The sequence below is a fragment of the Brevundimonas sp. genome, from assembly GCF_036676055.1.
Classification (GTDB): Bacteria; Pseudomonadota; Alphaproteobacteria; order Caulobacterales; family Caulobacteraceae; genus Brevundimonas.
Map to the genome: position 1 here is coordinate 21,812 of NZ_JAKFDS010000032.1, position 21,498 is coordinate 43,309.

25 protein-coding genes are annotated in these 21,498 nt (G+C 71.0%); 15 read left to right on the plus strand and 10 right to left on the minus strand.

The window, feature by feature from the left end:
* Positions 1-12: 12 nt before the first annotated feature.
* From V6M45_RS05975 to V6M45_RS06035, 13 genes are all read left to right on the plus strand, one after another.
* Positions 13-324, plus strand: a complete 312-nt coding sequence (locus V6M45_RS05975; protein ID WP_332654722.1) for a YerC/YecD family TrpR-related protein — start codon at positions 13-15, stop codon at positions 322-324.
* A gap of 8 nt (positions 325-332) precedes the next feature.
* Positions 333-1,214, plus strand: a complete 882-nt coding sequence (gene hisG, locus V6M45_RS05980) for an ATP phosphoribosyltransferase (RefSeq protein ID WP_332654723.1) — start codon at positions 333-335, stop codon at positions 1,212-1,214.
* A complete protein-coding gene (gene hisD, locus V6M45_RS05985; RefSeq protein ID WP_332654724.1) occupies positions 1,214-2,518 on the plus strand; it encodes a histidinol dehydrogenase in 1,305 nt (434 codons plus the stop codon). The genes hisG and hisD overlap by 1 nt, the downstream gene beginning before the upstream one ends.
* Positions 2,515-3,954 (plus strand): imidazoleglycerol-phosphate dehydratase HisB, encoded by a 1,440-nt coding sequence (gene hisB, locus V6M45_RS05990; protein ID WP_332654725.1) that lies wholly within the window; start codon positions 2,515-2,517, stop codon positions 3,952-3,954. Before hisD ends, hisB begins: the two co-directional genes overlap by 4 nt.
* Positions 3,951-4,553, plus strand: a complete 603-nt coding sequence (gene hisH / locus V6M45_RS05995) for an imidazole glycerol phosphate synthase subunit HisH (protein ID WP_332654726.1) — start codon at positions 3,951-3,953, stop codon at positions 4,551-4,553. Before hisB ends, hisH begins: the two co-directional genes overlap by 4 nt.
* Positions 4,550-5,275 carry a 1-(5-phosphoribosyl)-5-[(5-phosphoribosylamino)methylideneamino]imidazole-4-carboxamide isomerase gene (gene hisA, locus V6M45_RS06000; RefSeq protein WP_332654727.1) on the plus strand — a complete coding sequence of 242 codons (726 nt, stop codon included), beginning with the start codon at positions 4,550-4,552 and terminating at the stop codon, positions 5,273-5,275. The genes hisH and hisA overlap by 4 nt, the downstream gene beginning before the upstream one ends.
* Positions 5,272-6,039, plus strand: coding sequence for an imidazole glycerol phosphate synthase subunit HisF (hisF, locus tag V6M45_RS06005; protein WP_332654728.1), 768 nt, complete (start codon positions 5,272-5,274; stop codon positions 6,037-6,039). The genes hisA and hisF overlap by 4 nt, the downstream gene beginning before the upstream one ends.
* The gene (gene hisIE, locus V6M45_RS06010) at positions 6,036-6,680 is read left to right on the plus strand and encodes a bifunctional phosphoribosyl-AMP cyclohydrolase/phosphoribosyl-ATP diphosphatase HisIE (RefSeq protein WP_332654729.1); all 645 of its coding nucleotides are present in this window, start codon (positions 6,036-6,038) and stop codon (positions 6,678-6,680) included. Before hisF ends, hisIE begins: the two co-directional genes overlap by 4 nt.
* 9 nt (positions 6,681-6,689) lie before the next feature.
* The gene (gene zwf / locus V6M45_RS06015; protein ID WP_332654730.1) at positions 6,690-8,150 is read left to right on the plus strand and encodes a glucose-6-phosphate dehydrogenase; all 1,461 of its coding nucleotides are present in this window, start codon (positions 6,690-6,692) and stop codon (positions 8,148-8,150) included.
* A complete protein-coding gene (gene pgl, locus V6M45_RS06020) occupies positions 8,143-8,850 on the plus strand; it encodes a 6-phosphogluconolactonase (RefSeq protein ID WP_332654732.1) in 708 nt (235 codons plus the stop codon). Before zwf ends, pgl begins: the two co-directional genes overlap by 8 nt.
* A complete protein-coding gene (gene edd, locus V6M45_RS06025; protein ID WP_332654733.1) occupies positions 8,850-10,739 on the plus strand; it encodes a phosphogluconate dehydratase in 1,890 nt (629 codons plus the stop codon). The genes pgl and edd overlap by 1 nt, the downstream gene beginning before the upstream one ends.
* A gap of 25 nt (positions 10,740-10,764) precedes the next feature.
* The gene (glk, locus tag V6M45_RS06030) at positions 10,765-11,742 is read left to right on the plus strand and encodes a glucokinase (protein ID WP_332654735.1); all 978 of its coding nucleotides are present in this window, start codon (positions 10,765-10,767) and stop codon (positions 11,740-11,742) included.
* 86 nt (positions 11,743-11,828) lie between these two features.
* Positions 11,829-12,089 carry a hypothetical protein gene (locus V6M45_RS06035; protein WP_332654736.1) on the plus strand — a complete coding sequence of 87 codons (261 nt, stop codon included), beginning with the start codon at positions 11,829-11,831 and terminating at the stop codon, positions 12,087-12,089.
* Positions 12,090-12,138: 49 nt separating this feature from the next.
* Here V6M45_RS06035 and V6M45_RS06040 read toward each other — a convergent pair whose 3' ends face one another.
* The 6 genes from V6M45_RS06040 to V6M45_RS06065 all read right to left on the minus strand — a co-directional run bounded on the left by V6M45_RS06040 (position 12,139) and on the right by V6M45_RS06065 (position 17,345).
* Positions 12,139-12,858: a DUF1295 domain-containing protein gene (locus V6M45_RS06040; protein ID WP_332654737.1), complete on the minus strand. Its 720-nt coding sequence runs from the start codon at positions 12,856-12,858 to the stop codon at positions 12,139-12,141.
* 39 nt (positions 12,859-12,897) lie between these two features.
* Positions 12,898-13,296 carry a hypothetical protein gene (locus tag V6M45_RS06045; protein WP_332654739.1) on the minus strand — a complete coding sequence of 133 codons (399 nt, stop codon included), beginning with the start codon at positions 13,294-13,296 and terminating at the stop codon, positions 12,898-12,900.
* On the minus strand, positions 13,293-14,591 hold the full coding sequence (gene hmgA / locus V6M45_RS06050; RefSeq protein WP_332654741.1) for a homogentisate 1,2-dioxygenase: 1,299 nt from the start codon (positions 14,589-14,591) through the stop codon (positions 13,293-13,295). Before hmgA ends, V6M45_RS06045 begins: the two co-directional genes overlap by 4 nt.
* A gap of 73 nt (positions 14,592-14,664) precedes the next feature.
* Positions 14,665-15,786: an acyl-CoA dehydrogenase family protein gene (locus V6M45_RS06055; RefSeq protein WP_332654742.1), complete on the minus strand. Its 1,122-nt coding sequence runs from the start codon at positions 15,784-15,786 to the stop codon at positions 14,665-14,667.
* 3 nt (positions 15,787-15,789) lie between these two features.
* Positions 15,790-16,974 (minus strand): acyl-CoA dehydrogenase family protein, encoded by a 1,185-nt coding sequence (locus V6M45_RS06060; protein ID WP_332654743.1) that lies wholly within the window; start codon positions 16,972-16,974, stop codon positions 15,790-15,792.
* Between the two features lie 116 nt (positions 16,975-17,090).
* Positions 17,091-17,345 carry an Lrp/AsnC ligand binding domain-containing protein gene (locus V6M45_RS06065; RefSeq protein WP_332654744.1) on the minus strand — a complete coding sequence of 85 codons (255 nt, stop codon included), beginning with the start codon at positions 17,343-17,345 and terminating at the stop codon, positions 17,091-17,093.
* 46 nt (positions 17,346-17,391) lie between these two features.
* Here V6M45_RS06065 and V6M45_RS06070 point away from each other — a divergent pair, with 46 nt between their 5' ends.
* On the plus strand, positions 17,392-18,210 hold the full coding sequence (locus tag V6M45_RS06070) for an alpha/beta hydrolase (RefSeq protein ID WP_332654745.1): 819 nt from the start codon (positions 17,392-17,394) through the stop codon (positions 18,208-18,210).
* Position 18,211: 1 nt separating this feature from the next.
* Here the strand turns inward: V6M45_RS06070 and V6M45_RS06075 are convergent, their stop codons facing one another.
* From V6M45_RS06075 to V6M45_RS06090, 4 genes are all read right to left on the minus strand, one after another.
* Positions 18,212-18,853 (minus strand): TetR/AcrR family transcriptional regulator, encoded by a 642-nt coding sequence (locus V6M45_RS06075; protein WP_332654746.1) that lies wholly within the window; start codon positions 18,851-18,853, stop codon positions 18,212-18,214.
* On the minus strand, positions 18,850-19,602 hold the full coding sequence (locus V6M45_RS06080; RefSeq protein ID WP_332654747.1) for a CPBP family intramembrane glutamic endopeptidase: 753 nt from the start codon (positions 19,600-19,602) through the stop codon (positions 18,850-18,852). Before V6M45_RS06080 ends, V6M45_RS06075 begins: the two co-directional genes overlap by 4 nt.
* Before the next feature lie 165 nt (positions 19,603-19,767).
* Positions 19,768-20,328, minus strand: a complete 561-nt coding sequence (locus tag V6M45_RS06085) for a hypothetical protein (protein WP_332654748.1) — start codon at positions 20,326-20,328, stop codon at positions 19,768-19,770.
* The gene (locus V6M45_RS06090) at positions 20,325-20,666 is read right to left on the minus strand and encodes a hypothetical protein (RefSeq protein WP_332654749.1); all 342 of its coding nucleotides are present in this window, start codon (positions 20,664-20,666) and stop codon (positions 20,325-20,327) included. The genes V6M45_RS06085 and V6M45_RS06090 overlap by 4 nt, the downstream gene beginning before the upstream one ends.
* A gap of 128 nt (positions 20,667-20,794) precedes the next feature.
* Here V6M45_RS06090 and V6M45_RS06095 point away from each other — a divergent pair, with 128 nt between their 5' ends.
* A complete protein-coding gene (locus V6M45_RS06095) occupies positions 20,795-21,466 on the plus strand; it encodes a bifunctional 4-hydroxy-2-oxoglutarate aldolase/2-dehydro-3-deoxy-phosphogluconate aldolase (RefSeq protein ID WP_332654750.1) in 672 nt (223 codons plus the stop codon).
* Positions 21,467-21,498: the final 32 nt, after the last annotated feature.

Here is a 21,498-nt window from a genome sequence, read left to right on the forward strand (position 1 = left end):
GTGGAACACGCCATGACCGACACCCTTCCCCGCAACGCCGCCGCCACGGCGCGCAGCCGCGTCGCCCTCTACGACGCCCTGCTGTCGCTGAAGACGCGCGACGAGGTCGACGCCTTCCTCGCCGACCTTTGCACGCCGGCGGAACTGCGCGCCTTCGCCGAGCGCTGGGAGGTGGCCCGCCTCCTCGACGCGGGCGGCAAGTCCTACCGCGAGATCGCCGCCGAGGCCCAGGCCAGCCCGACCACGGTCGTGCGTGTCGCCCGGTTCCTCAGGGAGATGCCGCACCAGGGCTACCGCCTCGTCCTCGACCGTATCAAAAGCTGAGTAGAACCATGAGTACCGTCCAGGGCCGGCTGCGCATCGCCGTCCAGAAATCCGGCCGCCTGTCCGACCGCAGCCTCGACCTCGTCCGCGATGCAGGCCTGCGCGTGGTCAAGGGCAATAACGACCTGCTCTATCGGGTGGAGAACTATCCGATCGACCTGCTGCGGGTGCGCGACGACGACATCCCGACCTTCGTCGCCGACGGCGTCTGCGACCTCGGCATCGTCGGCGAGAACGTGCTCGAGGAGGCGCGCAACGGCGGCCCGGTCGCTGAGGTGATCATGCCGCTCGGCTTCGGCCGCTGCACCCTGAAGATCGCCGTCCCCCCGACCCTGGCCTATGACGGACCGGCGTCGCTGGAGGGCCTGCGCGTCGCCACCTCCTATCCGAAGATCCTGCGCCGCTGGCTCGACGAGCGGAATATCAAGGCCGACATCGTCACCATGCGCGGCGCGGTCGAGGTGGCCCCCCGGCTGAAACTGGCCTCGGCCATCTGCGACCTGGTCTCCACCGGCGCGACGCTGGAGGCCAACGGCCTCGGCGCGCGCGAGACGGTGCTGGAAAGCCAGGCGGTGCTGATCCGCTCGCCGACCGCCCCCGAGCCCGCCCTGCAGCACCTGCTCGACAGCATCATCGAGCGCATGTCCGGCGTCGTTTCCTCTCAGGGCGCCAAATACGTCATGCTCAACGCCCCGCGCTCGGCTCTGGACCAGATCACCGCCATCCTGCCTGGCGCCGGATCGCCCACGGTCATGCCCCTGTCCGGCCGCGACGACGCCGTCGCCGTCCACGCCGTCTGCCAGGAGGCCGTCTTCTGGGAGACGCTGGAGAAGCTCAAGGCCGCCGGGGCCTCGGCCATCCTCGTCCTGCCGATCGAGAAGATGATGTGATGCGGCTGATCGACTGGTCCTCCCTCGACGCCCCCGGCCGCCTCGCCGCCCTCGCCCGCCCCACGAGCCGTGGCGAGACCCGGGTCAGCGACATCGTGCGCGAAATCCTCGACGACGTGCAGGCGCGCGGCGGCGCCGCCGTCGCCGACTGGAGCCTGAAGTTCGACGGCTTCGCCCCCCGCCGCATCGCGATCACGCCCGAAGCCGTCGCCGCCGCCCGCGACGCCCTGCCGCCGACAGCCACCCGTTCGCTGCGCATCGCCGCCGAGAATGTGCGCGTCTTCCATGAAGCCACTCGCCCGGAAGACACCCCCTTCTTCGAGACCACCCCGGGCGTCCGCTCCCGCCTCGTCTGGCGGCCTATCGGCGCGGCCGGAATCTATGTGCCCGGCGGCACCGCGCCGCTGTTCTCCTCCCTGTTGATGCAGGCCATCCCGGCCACGGTCGCCGGGGTGCGCGAACGCGTCGTGGTCACCCCGCCCGCGAGGGATGGCGGCGTTCACCCGGCTATGATCTACGCCGCCGCCGAGGCGGGGCTCGACGCCCTCTGGCTGATCGGCGGGGCCCAGGCCATCGCCGCCCTGACCTTCGGCGCCGTGCTCGACGACGGCGAGATCCCGGCCTGCGACAAGCTGTTCGGCCCGGGCAACGCCTTCGTCGCCGAGGCCAAGAAACAGGCGTCCGCCCGGCCGCGCGGCCCTGCGGTCGACATGCCCGCCGGCCCCTCCGAACTGCTGGTCATCGCCGACCGTGACGCCGACCCCGAGATCGCCGCCGCCGACCTGCTCAGCCAGGCGGAACACGACGCCGACGCCCAGGTCATCCTCGTCTCCGAGAGCCGCGCCAACATCACGGCCATCCTCGCCGAGGTCGAGCGCCAGTTGCAGACCCTGCCCCGCGCTGACATCGCCCGCGCCTCCCTGGCCGAGGGCCGCGCCATCCGCGTGCGCGACATGGCCGAGGCCTGCGAGGTCGCCAACCTCTACGGGCCCGAACACCTCGCCCTGCAGACCGTCGACGCCGAGGCCATGGTCGAGCGCATCACCGCCGCCGGCGCCGTCTTCGTCGGCGCTTTCGCCGCCGAGACGCTCGGCGACTACGCCGCCGGCCCCAGCCACGTCCTGCCGACCGACGGCGCCGCCCGCACCATCGGCGGGATCACCACCGCCAGCTTCATGACCTCGATGTCGGTCCAGTCCGTCTCCGAGGCCGGGGCCCGCGAGCTCGCCCCGGTCACCGCCCGCCTCGCCCGCCTCGAAGGCCTTGAGGCCCACGCCCGCGCCGCCGACCTGAGGGCCCGATGATCACCAACCTGCCCGCCCCCTTCGCTCCGCTGGTTTCCGGCGGCGACGGCCTCGACCGCTATCCGGCCCAGCCCCGCGCCCTCGCCGCCCGCATGGCCGAGGTCTACGGCGTGCCTGCCGACCGTGTGCTGCCCGTGCGCGGCCTGACCCACGGGCTGGAGCTGGTCTTCCGCCTCGCCGCCCGTGACGGGCTGACGGTCCAGGCCCCCGACGCCGAGCCGTACCGCGCTCTCGCCGCCCTCTACGCCCGCCCCGCCGCGGACGCGGGCCCCGGCGCGGTGATCCTGCGCGCCCTCGGCTCGCCCGAGGCGGTCGCCGAGATGGCGGCGCGCGTGGCCCCCGCCCTGCTGGTCATCGACGAGGGCCTCGCCGAGTTCACGGACGCCCCGTCGGCGGCCACCGTCATCGACGCCCACGCCAACCTCGTGGTGCTGCGCAGCCTGTCTCTGGGCTATGGCCTCGCCGGCGCCCGCGTCGGCGCCGCCCTCGCCCAGGCCGAAACCCTCGCCCGTCTCGCCTCGGTGTTGGAGCCCTGGGCCCTGCCGGAAGTCTCCATCCGGCTGGCCCTGCAGGCGCTCGATCCGTCGCGCATGATGGAAACCGGCCAGCGCATCGCCCTTGTCCGCGCCGAGCGCGAGCGGCTGGTCAAGGCCCTGTCCCGGGCCATGGTCGTCGAGCCCGGCTTCGGTCCCGTCATCATGGCCCGGCCGTCCGATCCAGACGCTGTCCTCGTCGGCATGACCCGCTATGCGGTCGCCGCCGAGCGCGCCGGCGAGCGCCTGCGCCTGCCCGTCTCCGCCCGGGCCGAGGTCAACGACCGCCTGCTCGCCGCCCTCGACCTCGCCCCGACCCCGGCCCGGCCGCACCGCACCGGCGAGGCCGTCCGCGACACCAGGGAGACCCGCATCGTCTGCGCCGTCGACCTCGACGCGGCCGGCCCCGTCTCCATCACCACCGGCGTCGGCTTCTTCGACCACATGCTGGAGCAGATCGCGGCCCACGGCGGCTTCTCCCTGCGCCTGTCGTGCGAGGGCGACCTGCACACCGACCCGCACCACACCATCGAGGACTCGGCCATCGCCCTCGGCCAGGCTCTGAAGCAGGCGCTGGGCGAGCGTCGCGGCATCGCCCGCTACGGCTTCGTCCTGCCCATGGACGAGGCCAACGCGGCCGTGTCCATCGACCTGTCCGGCCGCCCCTATCCGGTGTTCGAAGGGTCCTTCGACACCCCCTTCATCGGCGACTACCGCACCGACCTGACCGCGCACGTCTTCCGCTCGTTGGCCGAACACCTCGGCGCCGCCATCCACGTCACCGTCACCGGCGACGACGACCACCACAAGACCGAGGCCGTCTACAAGGCCTTCGGCCGCGCCCTGCGCCAGGCCATCCGCGTCGAGGGCGACGCCGTCCCCAGCACCAAGGGGGTGTTGTGACCACCGTCACCGTCCTCGCCTACGGCGCCGGCAATGTCGCCTCGGTCCAGTTCGCGCTGGAGCGGCTGGGTGCGACCGTCCGCCTGACCGCCGACCCGGCCGAGCTCGCCGAGGCCGAACGCCTGATCCTGCCCGGCGTCGGAGCCGCCGGCTACGCCATGGCGCGGCTGTCCGAACTCGGACTGGGCGAACCCATCCGCGCCTTCCCCCGGCCCCTGCTCGGCGTCTGCCTTGGCCAGCAACTCCTGTTCGAGGCCAGCGACGAGGGCGGCGGCGTCCCCCTGCTCGGCCTCATCCCCGGCCGGGTGCGCAGCATGGAGCCCGCTCCGGACCGCCCGGTGCCGCATATGGGATGGTCGCGCCTCTCGATCGTCCGCCCCGACCCCCTGCTCGAAGGCCTCGACGACAGCGCCTGGGCCTATTTCGTACACAGCTACGTCTGCCCCGACGGCGAGGCGACCCTCGCCCGCGCCGAGTACGGCGGCCCGGTTCCGGCCGTGGTGCGCAGCGCCAACCGCTGGGGCTGCCAGTTTCACCCCGAACGATCGGCCGCCGCCGGCGCTCGCATCCTGCGCAACTTCCTGGAGCTGCCCGCATGATCGTCTACCCGGCCATCGACCTGCGCGCCGGCGTCTGCGTCCGGCTGATGCACGGCCGTTTCGACGCCGTGACCCACTATGACGACGCGCCCGCCGCCCGCCTCGCCGCCTTCGCCGCCGCCGGCGCAACCTGGGCCCACATCGTCGACCTCGACGGCGCCGAGGCCGGCCGCGCCATGCAACACGCCCTGATCGGCGAACTGGCCGCCGCCATCGACATCCGCATCCAGTCCGGCGGCGGCGTCCGTTCCACTGACGACGTCCAGCGCCTGCTCGACGCCGGCGTCAGCCGCGTCGTGGTCGGTTCCCTCGCCGTATCCGACCCCGACACGGTCTCCGGTTGGCTCGACGACTTCGGGGCGGACCGCCTGACCCTCGCCATCGACGTCAAGGCTGACGGCGACCGCTGGGTCCCGGCGCTCAAGGGCTGGACCGAGGCCGCCGCCATCGACCTGTGGGCCGCCCTCGACCGCTACCCGCCCGGGTCGGCCGAACACCTGCTGGTCACCGATGTCGGCCGCGACGGCGCCCTGACCGGCCCCAACCTCGACTTGCTGGCGCAGATCGTCCGCCGCCGGCCGGACCTCCGCGTCCAGGCCTCCGGCGGCGTCTCCAGCCTCCCGGACCTCGCCGCCGCCCGCGACATCGGCTGCGACGGCGCCATCGTCGGCCGGGCCCTCTACGAAGGCCGCTTCACCGTGGCCGAGGCCCTCGCCGCATGACCGCCCGCCGCATCATCCCCTGTCTCGACGTCAAGGACGGCCGGGTGGTCAAGGGCGTCCGCTTCGAGGGCCATGTCGACATGGGCGACGCCGCCGAGCTCGCCGCCCGCTACCGCGACCAGGGCGCCGACGAACTGGTCTTCTACGACATCGCCGCCTCGCCTGAGGGACGCACCCTCGACTACGGCTGGGTCAGGGACATCGCACGCCTGCTCGACATCCCCTTCAGCGTCGCCGGCGGCATCCGCTCGGTGGAACAGGCTGGCCGCTGCCTCGACCACGGCGCCGACAAGGTCTCGATCAACTCCCCCGCCCTCGAGCGGCCCGACCTGATCGCCGAAATGGCGGATCGCTTCGGCGCCCAGTGCGTCGTCGTCGGCGTCGACTCGAAGCGCGCCGGCCATGACTGGTTCGTCCACCAGTACACCGGCGACCCCACGGCCAGCCGCGGCGCCGGCCGCCGCACCCTCGACTGGATCGTCGAGGCGCAGTCCCTCGGCGCCGGCGAGATCGTCCTCAACTGCATGGACGAAGACGGCGTCCGCCGCGGCTACGACATCGCCCAGCTGACCGCCGCCCGCGAGCGTCTGACCATTCCGCTGGTCGCCTCGGGCGGCGCCGGCGAAGCCGCCCATTTCCGCGATGTGTTCCAGCAGGCCCGCGTCTCCGGCGCGCTCGCCGCCAGCGTCTTCCACACCGGATCCCTGACCATTCCCGACCTGAAGGCCTTTCTCGCCGGTTCGGGCGTTGAGGTGAGACCATGATCGATCCCGACCAACTCGACTTCGCCAAGGGAGACGGCCTGCTCCCCGTCGTCGTCCAGGACGCCGCCACCCTTCAGGTCCTGACCGTCGCCTATATGGACCGCGCCGCCCTCGATGAGACGATCGCATCCGGCGAGGCGACCTTCTTCTCGCGCTCGCGCGGCGGCCGCTGGCGCAAGGGCGAGACGTCCGGCGACCGGCTGCACCTCGTCTCCATCACCCCCGACTGCGACGCCGACGCCCTGGTGCTCAAGGTCCGTCCGGTCGGAAACGCCTGTCACCTGAACCGCGTCAGCTGCTTCGGCGAGGAGGACGCGCCCGGCCTTGGACGGCTTGCCCGTCTCGAGCAGACCATCGCCCAACGCGCCGCGGCCGACCTGGCCGAAAGCTGGACCGCCCGGCTGCTCGCCGAGGGCCCCAAACGCGCCGCCCAGAAGGTCGGCGAGGAGGGCGTCGAGACCGCCCTGGCCGGCGCCGCCGGGCCGGATTCGGAACTCGCCTCGGAGGCCGCGGATTTGGTCTATCATCTGCTGGTGCTGCTGCGCGCCCGTCACATGGTGTTTCAGGACGTCCTCGACGTCTTGGCGCAGCGCGCGGAAGCGGCCAGACCAATCCCCGGTCAAGCTGGGACCGTAACCTGAGGAGAGCGCATGGCGGCCCTGGTGCTGTTCGGCGGCGGCGGCGACCTCGCCATGAGGATGCTTCTGCCCTCGCTCTACTTTCTCGAGCACGACGGCCTGCTGCCCGACGGGCTCAAAATCATCGGCGCGGCCCGCTCGGATGAGAGCCGCGACGAATATGTCGCCAAGGTGCGCCAGTCGGTCGAGGCCAAGGCTCGCGCCGACGACGCCTGGACCGACACCGCCTGGGCGCGGATGGAGGCGCGGCTCGACTACCTGGCGGTCGACGCCACCTCGGCCGAAAGTCTGAAGCCGCTCAAGGACAAGGTCGGCGACGGGGCCTGCACCTCCTTCCTCGCCGTGTCGCCCTCTCTTTACGCCCGCATCGTCACCGCCATGCGCGCGGCCGGCCTCGCCGAGGCCGAGGACCGGGTGGTTCTGGAGAAGCCGGTCGGCCGCGATCTCGAGACCTTCCGCCAGATCGACGACGCCGTCGCCGACGCCTTCTCCGAGCACCAGGTTTTCCGCATCGACCACTACCTCGGCAAGGAGACGGTCCAGAACCTGATCGCCCTGCGCTTCGGCAACACCATCTTCGAGCCGCTGTGGAACAACCTCAGCATCGACCATGTGCAGATCACCGTCGGTGAAACCGTCGGCGTCGGCGATCGCTGGCCGTATTACGACGAGTACGGAGCATTGCGGGACATGCTCCAGAACCACATGCTCCAGCTGCTCTGCCTCGTGGCCATGGAGCCGCCCTCGGATCTTGATCCGGACTCGGTCCGCAACGAGAAGGTCAAGGTCCTGCGCTCACTGCGCCCGATCACGCCCGAGGAAGCCGAACGGGTCACGGTGCGCGGCCAGTACGTCGCCGGGACCGTCGAGGGCGAGGCGGTGCGCGGCTATGACGACGAACGCGGCGCGGCGTCCGACACCGAGACCTTCGTCGCCGTCCGCGCCGACATCGACAACTGGCGCTGGGCCGGCGTGCCCTTCTTCATGCGCACCGGCAAGCGGCTGCCGGAAAAGCGCACCGAGATCGTCATCCAGTTCAAACCGGTGCCGCACTCCATCTTCGACCACGGCGACCGCGGCGCCATCGAGGCCAACCGCCTCGTCATCGAACTCCAGCCCGACGAGGACATCTCCCTGTCGGTGATGAACAAGAAGCCTGGTCTGGACCAGCGCATGCAGCTGCAGCCGATCCGCATGAGCCTGTCGTGGGGCCAGAACGACAAGGACGCCAAGCCGCCGCGCCGCCGCATCGCCTATGAGCGGCTGCTGCTCGACGCCCTCTCCGGCGACTCCACCCTGTTCGTCCGCCGCGACGAGGCGGAGCAGGCGTGGAAATGGGTCGACGAGGTCTCCGAGGCCTGGCGGGGCGCGGCCTTCAAGCCGAAAGAATACGCAGCCGGAAGCTGGGGTCCGGCCGAGGCCGACACCCTGCTGGATCGCACCGGGCGCCAATGGAACAGCGGTCATGGTTGAGATCCGCACCTTCCCCGACGCCGCCGCCTGGGCGGACGTCTGCGCCGCCCGCCTGTCCGGGACCCTGGGTGAGGCCCTCGTCGAAACCGGCAAGGCGGTTTTCGCCGGCTCCGGCGGTTCGACCCCCTCACCCATCTACGCCCGGCTTTCGACCGCTCCACTCGACTGGAGCAGGATCGCCGTCACCCTCATCGACGAACGCTACGTCCCCGAGACTTCGCCCGAGTCCAACGCCGCCCTGCTGAAGCGGACCCTGTTGACCGGCCCGGCCGCCGCCGCCCGCTTCGTGCCCCTCTATCAGCCGTCCGTCACGGTCGACCGCGCCGCCGCCCTCGCCGGCCATGCCCTCGCGGCCGAGGGCGGGCGGCTGGACGCGGTCCTTCTCGGCATGGGCGAGGACGGCCATATCTGCTCCATGTTCCCCAACAGCCCGACCCTGAAGACCCTGCTCTCCCCGACCCTGCCGCCGACCGTCTTGGGGGTGCCCCCCGGTCGCGACGGCGCGGCGCCCAGCCTCGAGCGCCTGTCGATCAACCTGCCGTATCTGATCGGCGCGCGGCGGGTCGTCCTCGCCATCACCGGCGCCGCCAAGCGCGCCGTGTTCGAGCGCGAGGCGGCCGGTGATCCCTCGACCCAACCCATCGCCGCCCTGATCGCCCACAAGGTCGCGCTCGAAGTCGTCTGGACGGAGGCCGCCTGATGCCCGCTCTCAACCCCGTCGTCGCCGAGGTCACCGCCCGCATCGTCGAGCGCTCCCGGGCAACCCGCGCCGACTACCTGCGCCGCATGGACGCCGCCGCGGCCTCCGGCGTCGCCCGCGCCAAGCTCTCCTGCGCCAACTGGGCCCACGCCTTCGCCGGCCAGACCATCGCCGACAAGCTGACCGCCATGGGCGGCCAACAGCCCAACGTCGGCATCGTCACCGCCTACAACGACATGCTCTCGGCGCATCAGCCGTTCGAACGCTTCCCCGCCGTGATCCGCGAGGCCGCCCGCGAAGTCGGCGCCACGGCCCAGGTCGCCGGCGGAACCCCCGCCATGTGCGACGGCGTCACCCAGGGCCGTCCCGGTATGGAGCTGTCGCTGTTCAGCCGCGACGTCATCGCCATGTCGACCGGCGTGGCCCTCAGCCACGACGCCTTCGACTCCGTCATCGCCCTCGGCGTCTGCGACAAGATCGTGCCCGGCCTGTTCATGGGCTCGCTGGCCTTCGGCCACCTGCCGGTGATCTTCGCCCCCGCCGGTCCCATGCCCAGCGGCATTCCGAACGCGGAGAAAGCCCGCGTCCGGGCCCTCTACGCCCAGAACCAGGTCGACCGGAAGACGCTGCTGGAGAGCGAGATCGGCTCCTACCACTCGCCCGGCACCTGCACCTTCTACGGCACCGCCAACTCCAACCAGATGATGATGGAGCTGGGCGGCCTGCACCTGCCCTCGACCGCCTTCGTCCACCCGGAGACTGGCCTGCGCGACGCCCTGACGGCGGCCGCCGCCAAACGCGCCGTCGAACTGGCCCGCTCGGGCGAGGGCCGCATGGCCGACGTCGTCTCCGAGAAGTCGATCGTCAACATGATCGTCGCCCTGCTGGCCACCGGCGGTTCGACCAACCACGCCATCCATCTGGTGGCGATGGCCCGCGCCGCCGGGGTGATCATCGACTGGACCGACATGGACCAGCTCAGCTCGGTCACCCCGCTGCTGGCCCGGGTCTATCCCAACGGCTCGGCCGACGTGAACGCCTTCCAGGCCGCCGGCGGCGTCGCCTTCGTCGCCCGCCAGCTGGCCGAGGCCGGAAACATCCACGCCGACGTCCACACCGTCATGGGCCCCGGCATCCACCATTATTTCCAGGAGCCCTCGCTGGTCGACGGCGAACTGGTCTGGCGCGACGGCGTCAGCGAAAGTCTGGACACGGACATTCTCCGCCCGGCCTCCGATCCGTTCGACCGCGAGGGCGGTCTGCGCCTCGTGCAGGGCGATCTCGGCCGCGCCGTCATCAAGGTCTCGGCGGTCAAGCCGGAGAACCGGATCGTCGAGGCCCCCGCGGCCGTGTTCGAAACCCAGGAAGACGCCCTGCAGGCCTTCAAGGACGGCAAGCTGGACCGCGACGTCATCGTCGTGCTGCGCTTCCAGGGGCCGAAGGCCAACGGCATGCCCGAATTGCACAGCCTGTCCCCGGCTCTCGGCGTGCTGCAGGACAAGGGCTTCAGGGTCGCCTTCGTCACCGATGGCCGCATGTCCGGCGCCTCGGGCAAGACTCCCGCGGCCATCCACGTCTCGCCCGAGGCCCTGGCCGGGGGCATGCTGGCCCGCGTCCGCGACGGCGACATCATCCGTCTGGACGCCGACTCCGGCGTCCTGACCACCGTCGGCGTCGACCTCTCCACCCGACCCGCGGCCGCGCGCACCGCGGAACACGCCGGCGGCTCGGCCTGGGGCTATGGCCGCGAGCTGTTCGGCGCCTTCCGCCACGTGGTCTCCACCGCCGAGGAAGGCGCGTCGATCTGCTTCGCCGGTCCCCTTGGCGGATCGACGTGGAACGACGGTCAGCCCGACCCGAACTTCGTCGACCGCGCGGTCGACGCCTGATGTCCCGCCCCGAGGAGACCACCTGATGACCATCGCCTGGGACAAGACCCTGCTGGTTGGCGACGTCGGCGGCACCAACGCCCGCTTCGCCATCGCTCATATGATCAACGGCAAGCCGGTGCTGGAACAGCACCAGAGCTTCAAGGGCGCCGAGCACCCGACCTTCCTCGGGGGGGTGAAGGCCTTCGTCGACAGCTGCGAGATCAAGCCGACCTCGGGCGTCATCGCCGTGGCCGGGCCGGTCACCGACGGCGCCATCGACCTGACCAATTCGCCCTGGCGGGTGTCGGAGGCGGAACTCGGCACGCTCGGGCTGAATCCGGTCCGCCTGATCAATGATTTCGAGGCCCTGGCCTGGGGCGCCGGGGTGGTGCCGCGCGACGAGCTCGCTTCGCTCGGCGGGCCGGAAGAGGGCGATCCGGAGTCGGCCATCGCCGTGCTTGGCCCCGGCACCGGCTTCGGCGTCTCGGCCCTGATCCGCGACTTCCACGGCCGCGAGATGGCCATGCCGTCCGAGGGCGGCCACGCCTGTTTCGCCCCGGGCGATCCGATCGAGGACGAGATTCTGCGCATCCTCCGCCGCCGCTACGACCGCGTCTCCATCGAGCGGCTGATCTGCGGCCCCGGCCTGCTCAACATGCACCGCGCCCTGGCCGAGATCGACGGGCGCGAGACCCATATCGACGATCCCGCCGAGATCACCGAGGCGGCCCTGGCCGATCCGCGCAGCGCCTGCGGCGCCACCCTCGCCCGCTTCTGCGCCATCCTCGGCGCGGTGGCCGGCGACATCGCCCTGACCACCGGCGCGCGCGGCGGCGTCTATATCGCTGGGGGCATCGCCCCCCGCATCCTGCCATTCCTTCAGGCCAGCCCCTTTCGCGAGCGGTTTGAGCGCAAGGGCCGGTTCACCGATTACATGGCCGCCATCCCGACTCACGTGATCCTGCACAAGCACGCCGCCCTGCTGGGCGCCGCCCGGGTGGCCTTCGCCGAAGCCGGCTGAGCAAGATTCTCACGACAAGGTCACGCGGGCGTGAACCAATTTCGAAGCGGCGCATTATCGGGGTTCCACTGTGGAAGGAACCCACCATGCGTAAACTGATCATCGCCGCCGCCGCCACCTTCGCCCTCGCCGGCGTCGCCGCCTGCGAAAGCCAGGCCGACAAGGCCGCCGAGACCCAGGCCGACGCCCTGGAAGAACAGGCGGCCGCCGCCCCGACCGAAGCTCAGGAAACCGCCCTCAACGAGAAGGCGGACATGATCGAGCAGGAAGCCGGCAACGCTGACGGCGGCATGACGACCGAGAACACCCCGAACACCTCGCCTTCGACGGCGAACCCGGGTCAGTAAGACGGACCACCGCCGGGGCTCATGACCCCGGCGCGATCCTTTCGAACGGTCAGCCCCCGTCGCTCACGCGGCGGGGGTTTTCCGTCCTTGCCCACTGCGCCATGGCCACGGTCAGGAACAGCGGTCCGATCACGGACCATCGCCCCGTCCCGGTCTCGGCCGCGATCAGAAACAGCCCCCACCAGACCGCCAGATCGCCCAGATAGTCGGGACGCCGCAACCATGGGCCGAGGCCGCCGCCGACGTCATGCCGGCCGGGCGCGGCCGCCCGCAGACTGCCAAACCCCTCAAGGCCGATGCCCGCCACGGCCAGCACGGCGCCGCTCCAGCCGAGCCATCCCACCGGCGGCGGAACGTCGACCTGTCCCAGCTGCACCGGCAGCGAGGCCAGCCAGGCCAGGGCGCCCTGGGGCAGGAAGAACAGCAGCAGCCGGGTTCGCTCCCGGCTCCATCCCCGCTCCGCGGCGACCGGCCCGGCCACGGCGGCGTAGCGCGCGTCCGCCCCGGTGCGTACCGATCGGGACAGACGCCGCCACGCCTGCGGGGCCGCCCAGATCGCCACCAGCCACAGCAGCAACCCCCTGCGGACCGGATCGCCCTCGGCGAGCAGAAAGGTCAGCGCGGCCGGCGCCGCCAAGGCCAGCGGCCAGACCGCGTCAATGAAGCCGATCCCCCCCAGCCGTCGCGACAGGGCCCACAGACCCGTCATGGCCGCCAGCGTCAGGCCCAGGTTCAGGCCCAGCAGGGCGGCGATCTCGGCCAGGGTCATGAGGCGGAAACGCCGCCGTCCATCGCCGGATGCATCAGCTCAGTCGACACAGATCGTGGCTTCGGCCTTGCCGTCCTCCACCGTCGTGTAGCAGCCGAACCGGCCGCTGCTGGCCTGGCACTGGCCGACGGCGGCGGCGCCCGCGCGCGGCGCAGCCCCGGCGTCCCCGACCCGGCAATCGCCCTGGCAGTCGTCGCCGTCGGTGCAGCGCCGCCCGGCGTCGGTGTAGGAGACCACGCACTGCATCGTCTGCATCCGGCCCTGCGGCAGCATCTTGCCGCCCCGCGCCGCGCAGTCCCGCACCGCGTCGGCCGGGGTCTGGGCCGCCGGCGCCTGGGCGGACGGCGCCGCCTGCGCCAGATCGGTCCTGCCGTCCTCCGCCGGCATCGGCTGGCAGGCGGCGGCGAACAGGGCCGCCAGCATCACGAAGCGCTTCATTCCACGCGTCCCTTCTCGAACCCGGTCCAGACGTCGTCGTAGTCCAGTTGCATGGTCGGCGAGGTTTGCGCCCATTCCGTGGTGCGGATCGGCAACCGCGTCTCGAACATGAAGGCCAGGGTGTTCTCGATCTTGACCGGCTTCAGATCGGCCGAAACCGCCTTGTCATAGCTGGCCTGATCGGGACCGTGCCCGCTCATGCAATTGTGCAGCGATGCGCCGCCCGGCGCGAACCCGCCCTCCTTGGCGTCGTACTCGCCGGTCACCAGCCCCATGAACTCGCTCATCACGTTGCGGTGGAACCACGGCGGGCGGAAGGTGTCCTCGGCCACCATCCAGCGCGGCGGGAAGATCACAAAATCGCAGTTGGCCGTCCCCGGCGTATCGCTGGGCGAGGTCAGGACGGTGAAGATCGACGGGTCCGGATGGTCATAGCTGACCGTCCCGATCGTATTGAACTTCGCCGTGTCGTATTTGCACGGCGCGTAGTTGCCGTGCCAGCCGACCACATCCAGCGGGCTGTGGTCGAAGGTCGTGGTCCACAACCGTCCGCCGAATTTCTGCACGCATTCCGTCTGCCGGTCGACGTCCTCGAACGCCGCGACCGGCGTCTCGAAATCCCGCGGATTGGCCAGGCCGTTGGCCCCGATCGGCCCCAGGTCCGGCAGGCGGAAGATCGCGCCGTAGTTCTCGCAGACATAACCGCGGATCGGGCCGTCGCACTCGACCTTGAACCTTACGCCGCGCGGAATGACCACGACTTCGCCCGGCCGGGCGTCGATGCGTCCCATTTCCGTGACAAAAGCCTGTTGTCCCGCCTGCGGGACGATCAGCAACTCACCGTCGGCGCAGTAGAAGACCCGGTCGCCCATCGACCGATTGGCCGCATACAGGTGGATGCCGATGCCCGAGAGCGCCTCCGGATCCCCCGTCCCGCCATAGGTGACCAGCCCCTCGACCCAGTCCGTCGGCGCCGTCGGCATGGGCAGCGGGTCCCAGCGCATCCGGTTCGGCGACGGCGGCGCCTCGGTGAACGGCCCGGACCGCATCCGTCCCTGCGGGAAAGGCTTGTAGGCCGGATGCTGCGCCGACGGCTTCAGCCGATAAAGCCACGACCGCCGATTCTCGCTGCGCGGCGCCGTGAACGCCGTCCCTGACAGCTGCTCGGCGTAAAGCCCCATCGGCGTCCGCTGCGGCGAATTCCGTCCCTCCGGCAGCGCCCCCGGCACGGCTTCGGTCGAGAAATGGTTGCCGAACCCCGGCATATAGGCAGGCGCGTTGGTTCGCGTCGTCATTGGCGTGTCTCCCTGCCGATGGTTTAGCGTTCGCTGTCCGGCCTCGCCACCCCGGGGAAATACCGGAGTGAGATCAGAACCCTTGGGCCCGCGCCATCCGCTCCTGATGGAAGCCGGCGTCGCCCAGCAGTTCGTTCAGCACCCGCACCCGCTTCATGAACAGGCCGACGTCGAACTCGTCGGTCATGCCGACGCCGCCGTGCATCTGCACCGCCTCCTGCACCGCCAGTTCGGCCACGCGCCCGGCCTTGGCCTTGGCCACCGACACCGCCAGCGGCGCGCTCTCCTTGCCCAGGTCCAGCGCCTGCAGCGCGCCCATGACCGCCGCCCGGGCGATCTCTATCTCGCTGAACAGATGCGCCGCCCGGTGCTGCAGCGCCTGGAACTCGCCGATCAGCTTGCCGAACTGCTTCCGCGTCCGCAGATACGCCAGCGTCGTCTGAAAGGCCTGATCGCCGGCCCCGGTCAGCGACGCCGCCGCGCAGGCCCGGCCGAGGTTCAGCGCCCCCTCCAGCAGCGCCTCGCCGGCCTCGACCGACCCGATCAACGCATCCGCATCGACCTCGACATCGCTCAGCGTCACCCGCGCCGCATTGTGCGCATCGACCATCACCGTCCGCTCGACCGCCACACCGTCCGTGGACGGATCGATGAGGAACAGGCCGATCCCGCCCTCGGTCCGCGCCGCCACGATCAGGGCGTCCGCCACATGGCCATCCAGCACGAAGCCCTTGGCCCCATTGAGCTTGAAGCCGTTGCCCGACCGCTCCGCCGTCGTCGTCATCCGCGCCGGCGCGTGCTTGGGCCCCTCGTCCACGGCCAGAGACAGGATCGCCTCGCCGGCCGCGATCTTCGGCAGCCACGCCGCCTGCTGCGCCTCCGACCCGCCCTCGACCAACACCTTCGCCGCCAGCACGCCCGAGCCCAGGAACGGCGACGGCGTCAGCGTCCGCCCCAGCGACTCGGCCATCACCCCGGCCTCGACCGCGCCCAGGCCCGAGCCGCCGTGCGCCTCCGGAATGATCACGCCCGCGAACCCCATCTCGCCGAACGCCCGCCACAGTTCGCGCGACACCCCGTCAGGATCGCGGCTGTCGCGCAGCTTCCTCAGATGCGCGATCGGCGCCTTCTCGTTGAGGAAGCCGTCGGCGGCCTCCTTCAGCATGGTCTGCTCTTCGGTCAGGATCAGCGGCATCCGTCAGGCTCCCGGCAGCTGCAGCAGGTGTTTGGCGATGATGTTCAGCTGGACCTCGCTGGTCCCGCCCTCGATCGAATTGGCCTTGGTCCGCAGCCAGTCGCGGGCCGTCGCGCCGTCGCGCGACCGCTCGCCCTCCCACTCCAGCGCCTCTGACCCGCCCGCCGCCATCAGCAGCTCATGGCGCCGCTTGTTCAGCTCCGAGCCGTAGTATTTCAGCATCGAGGCGATGGCCGGATGGGCCTGCCCGGCCTTGGCCAGGTCGCCGGTCCGCTCCAGCGCCAGTTTGAACGCCGCCGCATCGACCTCCAGCTCCGCGATCCGGGCCCGGAGCATCGGTTCGTCCAGCCGCCCATCCTCGTCCAGCCCGATCGACCCGCTCGCCACCTGCCCCACCGGCCGCCCCCCGGCGATCTCGCCCATGGCCCCGATCATGGTCCGCTCGTGCGCCAGCAGCGCCTTGGCCACGTCCCAGCCGCGGTTCAGCGTCCCGACCAGATTGGCCTTCTCGACCCGCACATCGTCGAAGAAGGTCTCGCAGAACGGGCTCTTGCCGCTGATCAGGGTGATCGGCCGCGTGCTGACGCCCGGCGTGGCCATGTCGAACAGCACGAAGGAGATGCCCAGATGCTTGGGCGCCTCCGGATCGGTCCGCACCAGGCAGAAGATCCAGTCGGCCTTGTCTGCGTAGGAGGTCCAGACCTTCTGGCCGTTGACGATCCAGTGGTCGCCCTTGTCTTCCGCCCGGGTCTGGATCGAGGCCAGGTCCGACCCCGCGCCCGGCTCGGAATAGCCCTGGCACCAGCGGATTTCGCCGCGGACGATCTCCGGCAGGAAGCGCTGCTTCTGTTCCTCGGTGCCGAAGGCCAGCAGCGCCGGCCCCAGCATCCAGACCCCGAAGCTGGCCAGCGGCGCCTGGGCGTCGATCCGGCGCATCTCCGAGGCCAGCACCTTGGCCTCCTCGCGGCTCAGCCCGCCGCCGCCATACGCTTTCGGCCATTCCGGCGCGGTCCAGCCGCGCGCGCCCATGGTCTCCAGCCAGGTCTTGTGCGCTGGCGTCGGAAAGACCGCATTGCGCCCGCCCCACACCCTGTCCTCGTCGCTGGCCACAGGCCCGCGGCACTCGGCCGGGCAGTTCGCCTCCAGCCACGCCCGCGTCTCCGCGCGGAAAGTCTCGAGATCGGTCATCAGCGCCTCCGTCCCGACGACGTTAGCAGCGATTCAGCGGTGACGTAGCGTCAGCGTCTCCTCCCCATTTCATGGGGAGGGGGACCGCGCAGCGGTGGAGGGGCTGCCGGCCCCGCCTATTTCGTCGGCAGGAACGGCGAGAAGGTGATCACCGTGAAGGTGTCGCGGATATGCGGCCGCGTCTGCACCGACTTCGTCACGAAGGAGCCGATGTCCATGTCCTTCGGCAGCTGGAACTTGGCCAGCAGGTCGTACTGGCCCGAGGTCGAATAGACCTCCGAGACGTATTCGACATTGTCGACCATATCCGCCGCCACGTCGTTGGCGTGGCCCAGCTCGCATTTGATGAAGACGAAGATGGCGGTCATCATGGCGGCGGTCCCTCAGGTTCGAGGGCTTCCTCTAGCGGATGACAGCGTGGCGGGTAAGGGCGAAGCGGCGATCGATCTCGAGGCCGAATACAACAACCGCGCCCGCGTGCCCGACCATCAGGCGGTCATGCTGCGCTGGCGGAGCGCCGCCGAGGCGGCCCGCTCCGCTCATCCGCCGCTCGAGATCGCCTACGGTCCCGGCGAGCGCGAGATCATGGACCTCTTCTCCGCCGGGGACCGGGCGCCGGTCGCGGTCTTCCTGCACGGTGGCTACTGGCAGGCGCTGGACCGCAGCTGGTTCTCCGGCCTCGCCCCGGCGTTGGCGGCCCACGGCGTCAGCCTCGCCATCCCCTCCTACGACCTCGCCCCCGCCGTCCGCCTCGGCCACATACTGCGTCAGGTCCGCGCCGCTGTAGACGCCGTCCGCCAGCGCACCGGCGCCCGCCCGGTCGTCTTCGGCCATTCCGCCGGCGGCCACATGGCCGCGTGCATGCTCAGCGAAGGCCGCGCCTCGGCCGCCGTGGCGATCAGCGGCGTCTTCGACCTCGCCCCCCTGATCCCGACCTCGCTGAACGTCGCCCTGCGCCTCGACGAAGCCGAGGCCGCCGCCCTGTCGCCGATCCACTGGCCCGTCCCGGACGGATCGACCCCCGGCGGCACGGTGCTGGACTGCCTCGTCGGCGCTGACGAAAGCCCGGAGTTCCTGCGCCAGTCGAAGATGATGGCCGACCTCTGGGGCGCCCGCGGCGTCGAGACCCGCTACGAAGCCCTCCCCGGCCTCAACCATTTCACCGTGCTGGACCCGCTGTTCGACAAGGACAGCGCGCTGGTGAAGCGCATCGTCGAGCTCGCCGGCCTGCGCTGAACTATCCGCCGACGCCCGGTCTCAGCGCCGCCAGCGCCGCGCGCCGCAGCTCGCACGTCACCGCCTCGCCATCCTGTCCCGGGAAGGCGAACGGATACAGCATCGCCATGTGCACCGAATAGGACAGCCAGGCGGTCGTGACCGCCGCGGCGGTCTCCGGCTCCGGCGCCGTCACCCCGTCCGCGGACGCCAGCAGCCAGTCGGCGATCAGCGCCACGCTGCGCGCATTCAGCGCCGCCGGCCCGGCGTTCAGTTCGGCGGACTGCGACAGCAGCCGTCCGAAGACCGCCCGGATCAGCCCGGGATTCGCCCGCGCGCTCGCCTGCAGCGTCTCCACCAGCCAGTCCAGCCGCCCGGCAAGGTCAACCCCGGCCCATCGCTCCGCCGCCAGAACTTCCGCCAGCCGCCCCACCTGCTCGCGCTGGGTCGCGTCCAGCAGATGGGTCAGCAGCTCGTCCTTGCCCTTGAAGCGGGTGTAGAGCGCGCCGACCGACACCCCCGCCTCGCGCGCGATGTCCTCGACCGTGATGTCGTCAAGGTCGCGCGTCGCCAGCAGGGTCCTGGCCGCCCCGAGGATGCGGGCGAGGGTCGCCTCGCTCCGCTTCTGCTGCGGCGGGCGCGGGCCTTCCGGCTCGATGGTCAAGAGGCCCCTCCGACGGCTCCGGTGTAGAAGGCCGTCATACTAACGAAGTCCACCAGTCCGTGCAGGATGATCGCGGCCCACAGATTGCGGCCGCTCCACAGCCAGACCAGGCCGATGACCATGCCCACCGCCCCGGTCAGCAGCGCGCCGCCCAGACCCTGATACGCGTGGCAGGCGCCGAACAGCGCGCCCTGAAGGATCACTGCGGCGAAGAGCACGACCCCGTTCGGCGCGGCTCCTCCCAGGACGGCCGCAATGCGGTCGGTCAGGAAGCCCCGCGCCACCAGTTCCTCGCCGACGGCGGCCGAGCCAAGGGCCACCGGCAGGGCCCAGAAAAGGTATTCCGGCAGGTCGCCTCTCAGGGCGGCGAAGGCCGACAGGTCCGGCCCCGACAGGCCGAGGGCCGGCAGGATCGCCATCTGCATCGCCCCCGCCACGGCGCCCAGGGCCAGATAGCCGACGACCACGGCGACGGGGATCGACCACCACCGGGGCGGCGCGCGCAGGCCGACGTCCGACCAGTGCCGTCCGGCGGCGCGTAGCATCCAGGCCGCCACCGCGACCAGCAGCGCCATGCGGCCGAGCAGGGCCAGCTTCGGACCGTAGCCCGCGCCAACGACGTCGCTCGGCGACAGCGGGAACGAGAGGGCGAAGACAAAAGCAGCCATCGCCGCCGCCTGGAAGACGGCCTGACGGCGGAGGCCGGACCGTGGGGCCTTGACGGCGGAAGAAACGGAGGGGGCGCTCATGACAGCGGCCTTTCTATGAAAGTGAATTCACTTTCATATTTTGGGCAGACGATGTCAATCCCCGACGAACCCCGAGCGGTAGAAGATGGGTCCCGGAAAACAGGATTGGAACGGCGGGGGTAGGGATCGCTCCGCCGCCCCGCCGCGGGTCGTAGCCTTGGGCGGTCAGCGCCGCGGTTCGACGGCCTGTCCGGCCACCTCGCCCACAGTCCCGACCGTATTGTCCACCACCCCGCCCGGCTGCAGCGTCGTGTTGGCGACATCGCCCACCGTTCCGACCGTGTTGTCGACCGTGGTCAGCAGCCGTTCCAGAATCTCGGGATTGCGGTCGATGGTGGTCAGCGTCCGGTCGATGATCTGCCGCACATTGTCGAGCCGCACCTTCAGCAGCACCTGGGCCTCGACGCCCTTGATGGTGATCTTGACCTTGTCCACCGACACGTCGGCGCCGGCCTTGAGGAACAGCAAATTGGCCAGCCGCGCCTCCAGCGCCAGGCGCGCCTCGAGGTTCTCCACCTCGATGGTGATCTCCTCGACCGACAGGTTCGGCACGTCGAGCAGCACGTCCGGCTCCGCTGACGGATCGGTGGAGGGCGGTGCGGCGTACGCCTGGCTGGAGACCGGCTCCACCGGCGGGACCTGACCGGACGGGGACGACTGGGCCGCCGCCGCGCCGGCGGCGAACAGGACTGCGGCGGCGGCGCCGCCCGTCAGCAAGCACTTCATTCAGGGTCTCCCTCGGGGGTTTGTTGTGTCGCCGGCGGCGCGCCGGCCTCGACCTCGACCCGCGGCGCGGGCGCGGCGATCGTCGCCTCGCCCCGCAGCCGCCATTCGACATCGCGAAAGGTTCGCTGCCCCGGAATCGGTCGGGGCAGGCCGGTCGTCAGGTTTTCCTCGACCACCGTCCCGGCCGGTTCGCTCCACGCCCGGACGGAGACCGAGCCGACCTGGCGCCAGCGCACCTCGTCCGCCCGCGCGGTGATCGAAAGACTGATGTCGGGTTCCGTCGGCGGGGCCGGCGCGGACGCTTCCTGCGGCGCGGGGTTCAGGAAAAGTGTCAACACGGCGCCGATCATGGACGGAAGAAGTCCCGTCGGCCGCTCCGGTTCCGCGGCCGGTCACACGGTTTGAAGCCCGCCGACTTGACGCGCCCGGCCGCCGGGCCGAGTCAGGACCGATCAGGGAGACTTCCATGCGTCACGACCGCCTCGCCGTCCTCACCGCCCTCGAGAGTCAGGGCGTGGCGCCCGTCTTCTACCACCCGGACGCCGACGTCTGCCTTGAGGTCATCCGCGCCTGCGCCCGCGGCGGGGCGAAGGCCATCGAGTTCACCAACCGCGGCGACTTCGCCGTCGACCTGTTCGGGGACATCGCCCGCGAACTGCAGAGGACCGACCCGGACGTCATCCTCGGCATCGGCTCGGTCATCGACGCCGGCACGGCCGCCCTCTACCTCAACCGCGGCGCCCGTTTCGTGGTCAGCCCCTGCCTCGTTCCCGAGGTCGCCCGCGTCTGCAACCGGCGCATGGCCGCGTACTTCCCCGGCTGCGGCTCGGTCACCGAGATCGGCCAGGCCCATGAGCTGGGCTGCGAGATCGTCAAACTGTTCCCCGGGGCCAGCGTCGGCGGCCCCGACTTCGTCAAGGCCGTGCTCGGCCCGATGCCGTGGACCAAGATCATGCCTACGGGCGGCGTCGACCCCGACGAGGCCTCGATCGCCAAATGGTTCGGCTCCGGCATCGTCGCCGCGGGCATGGGCTCGAAACTGATCGCCGACGCGGCCGTGAAGTCCGGCGCCTGGACCGCCATCGAGGCCGAGGTCCGCAAGACGGTGGACGCCATCGCGAAGTTCCGCGGACGCTGATCAACCCGGGACAGGCCCCTTCCGGCCTGCCC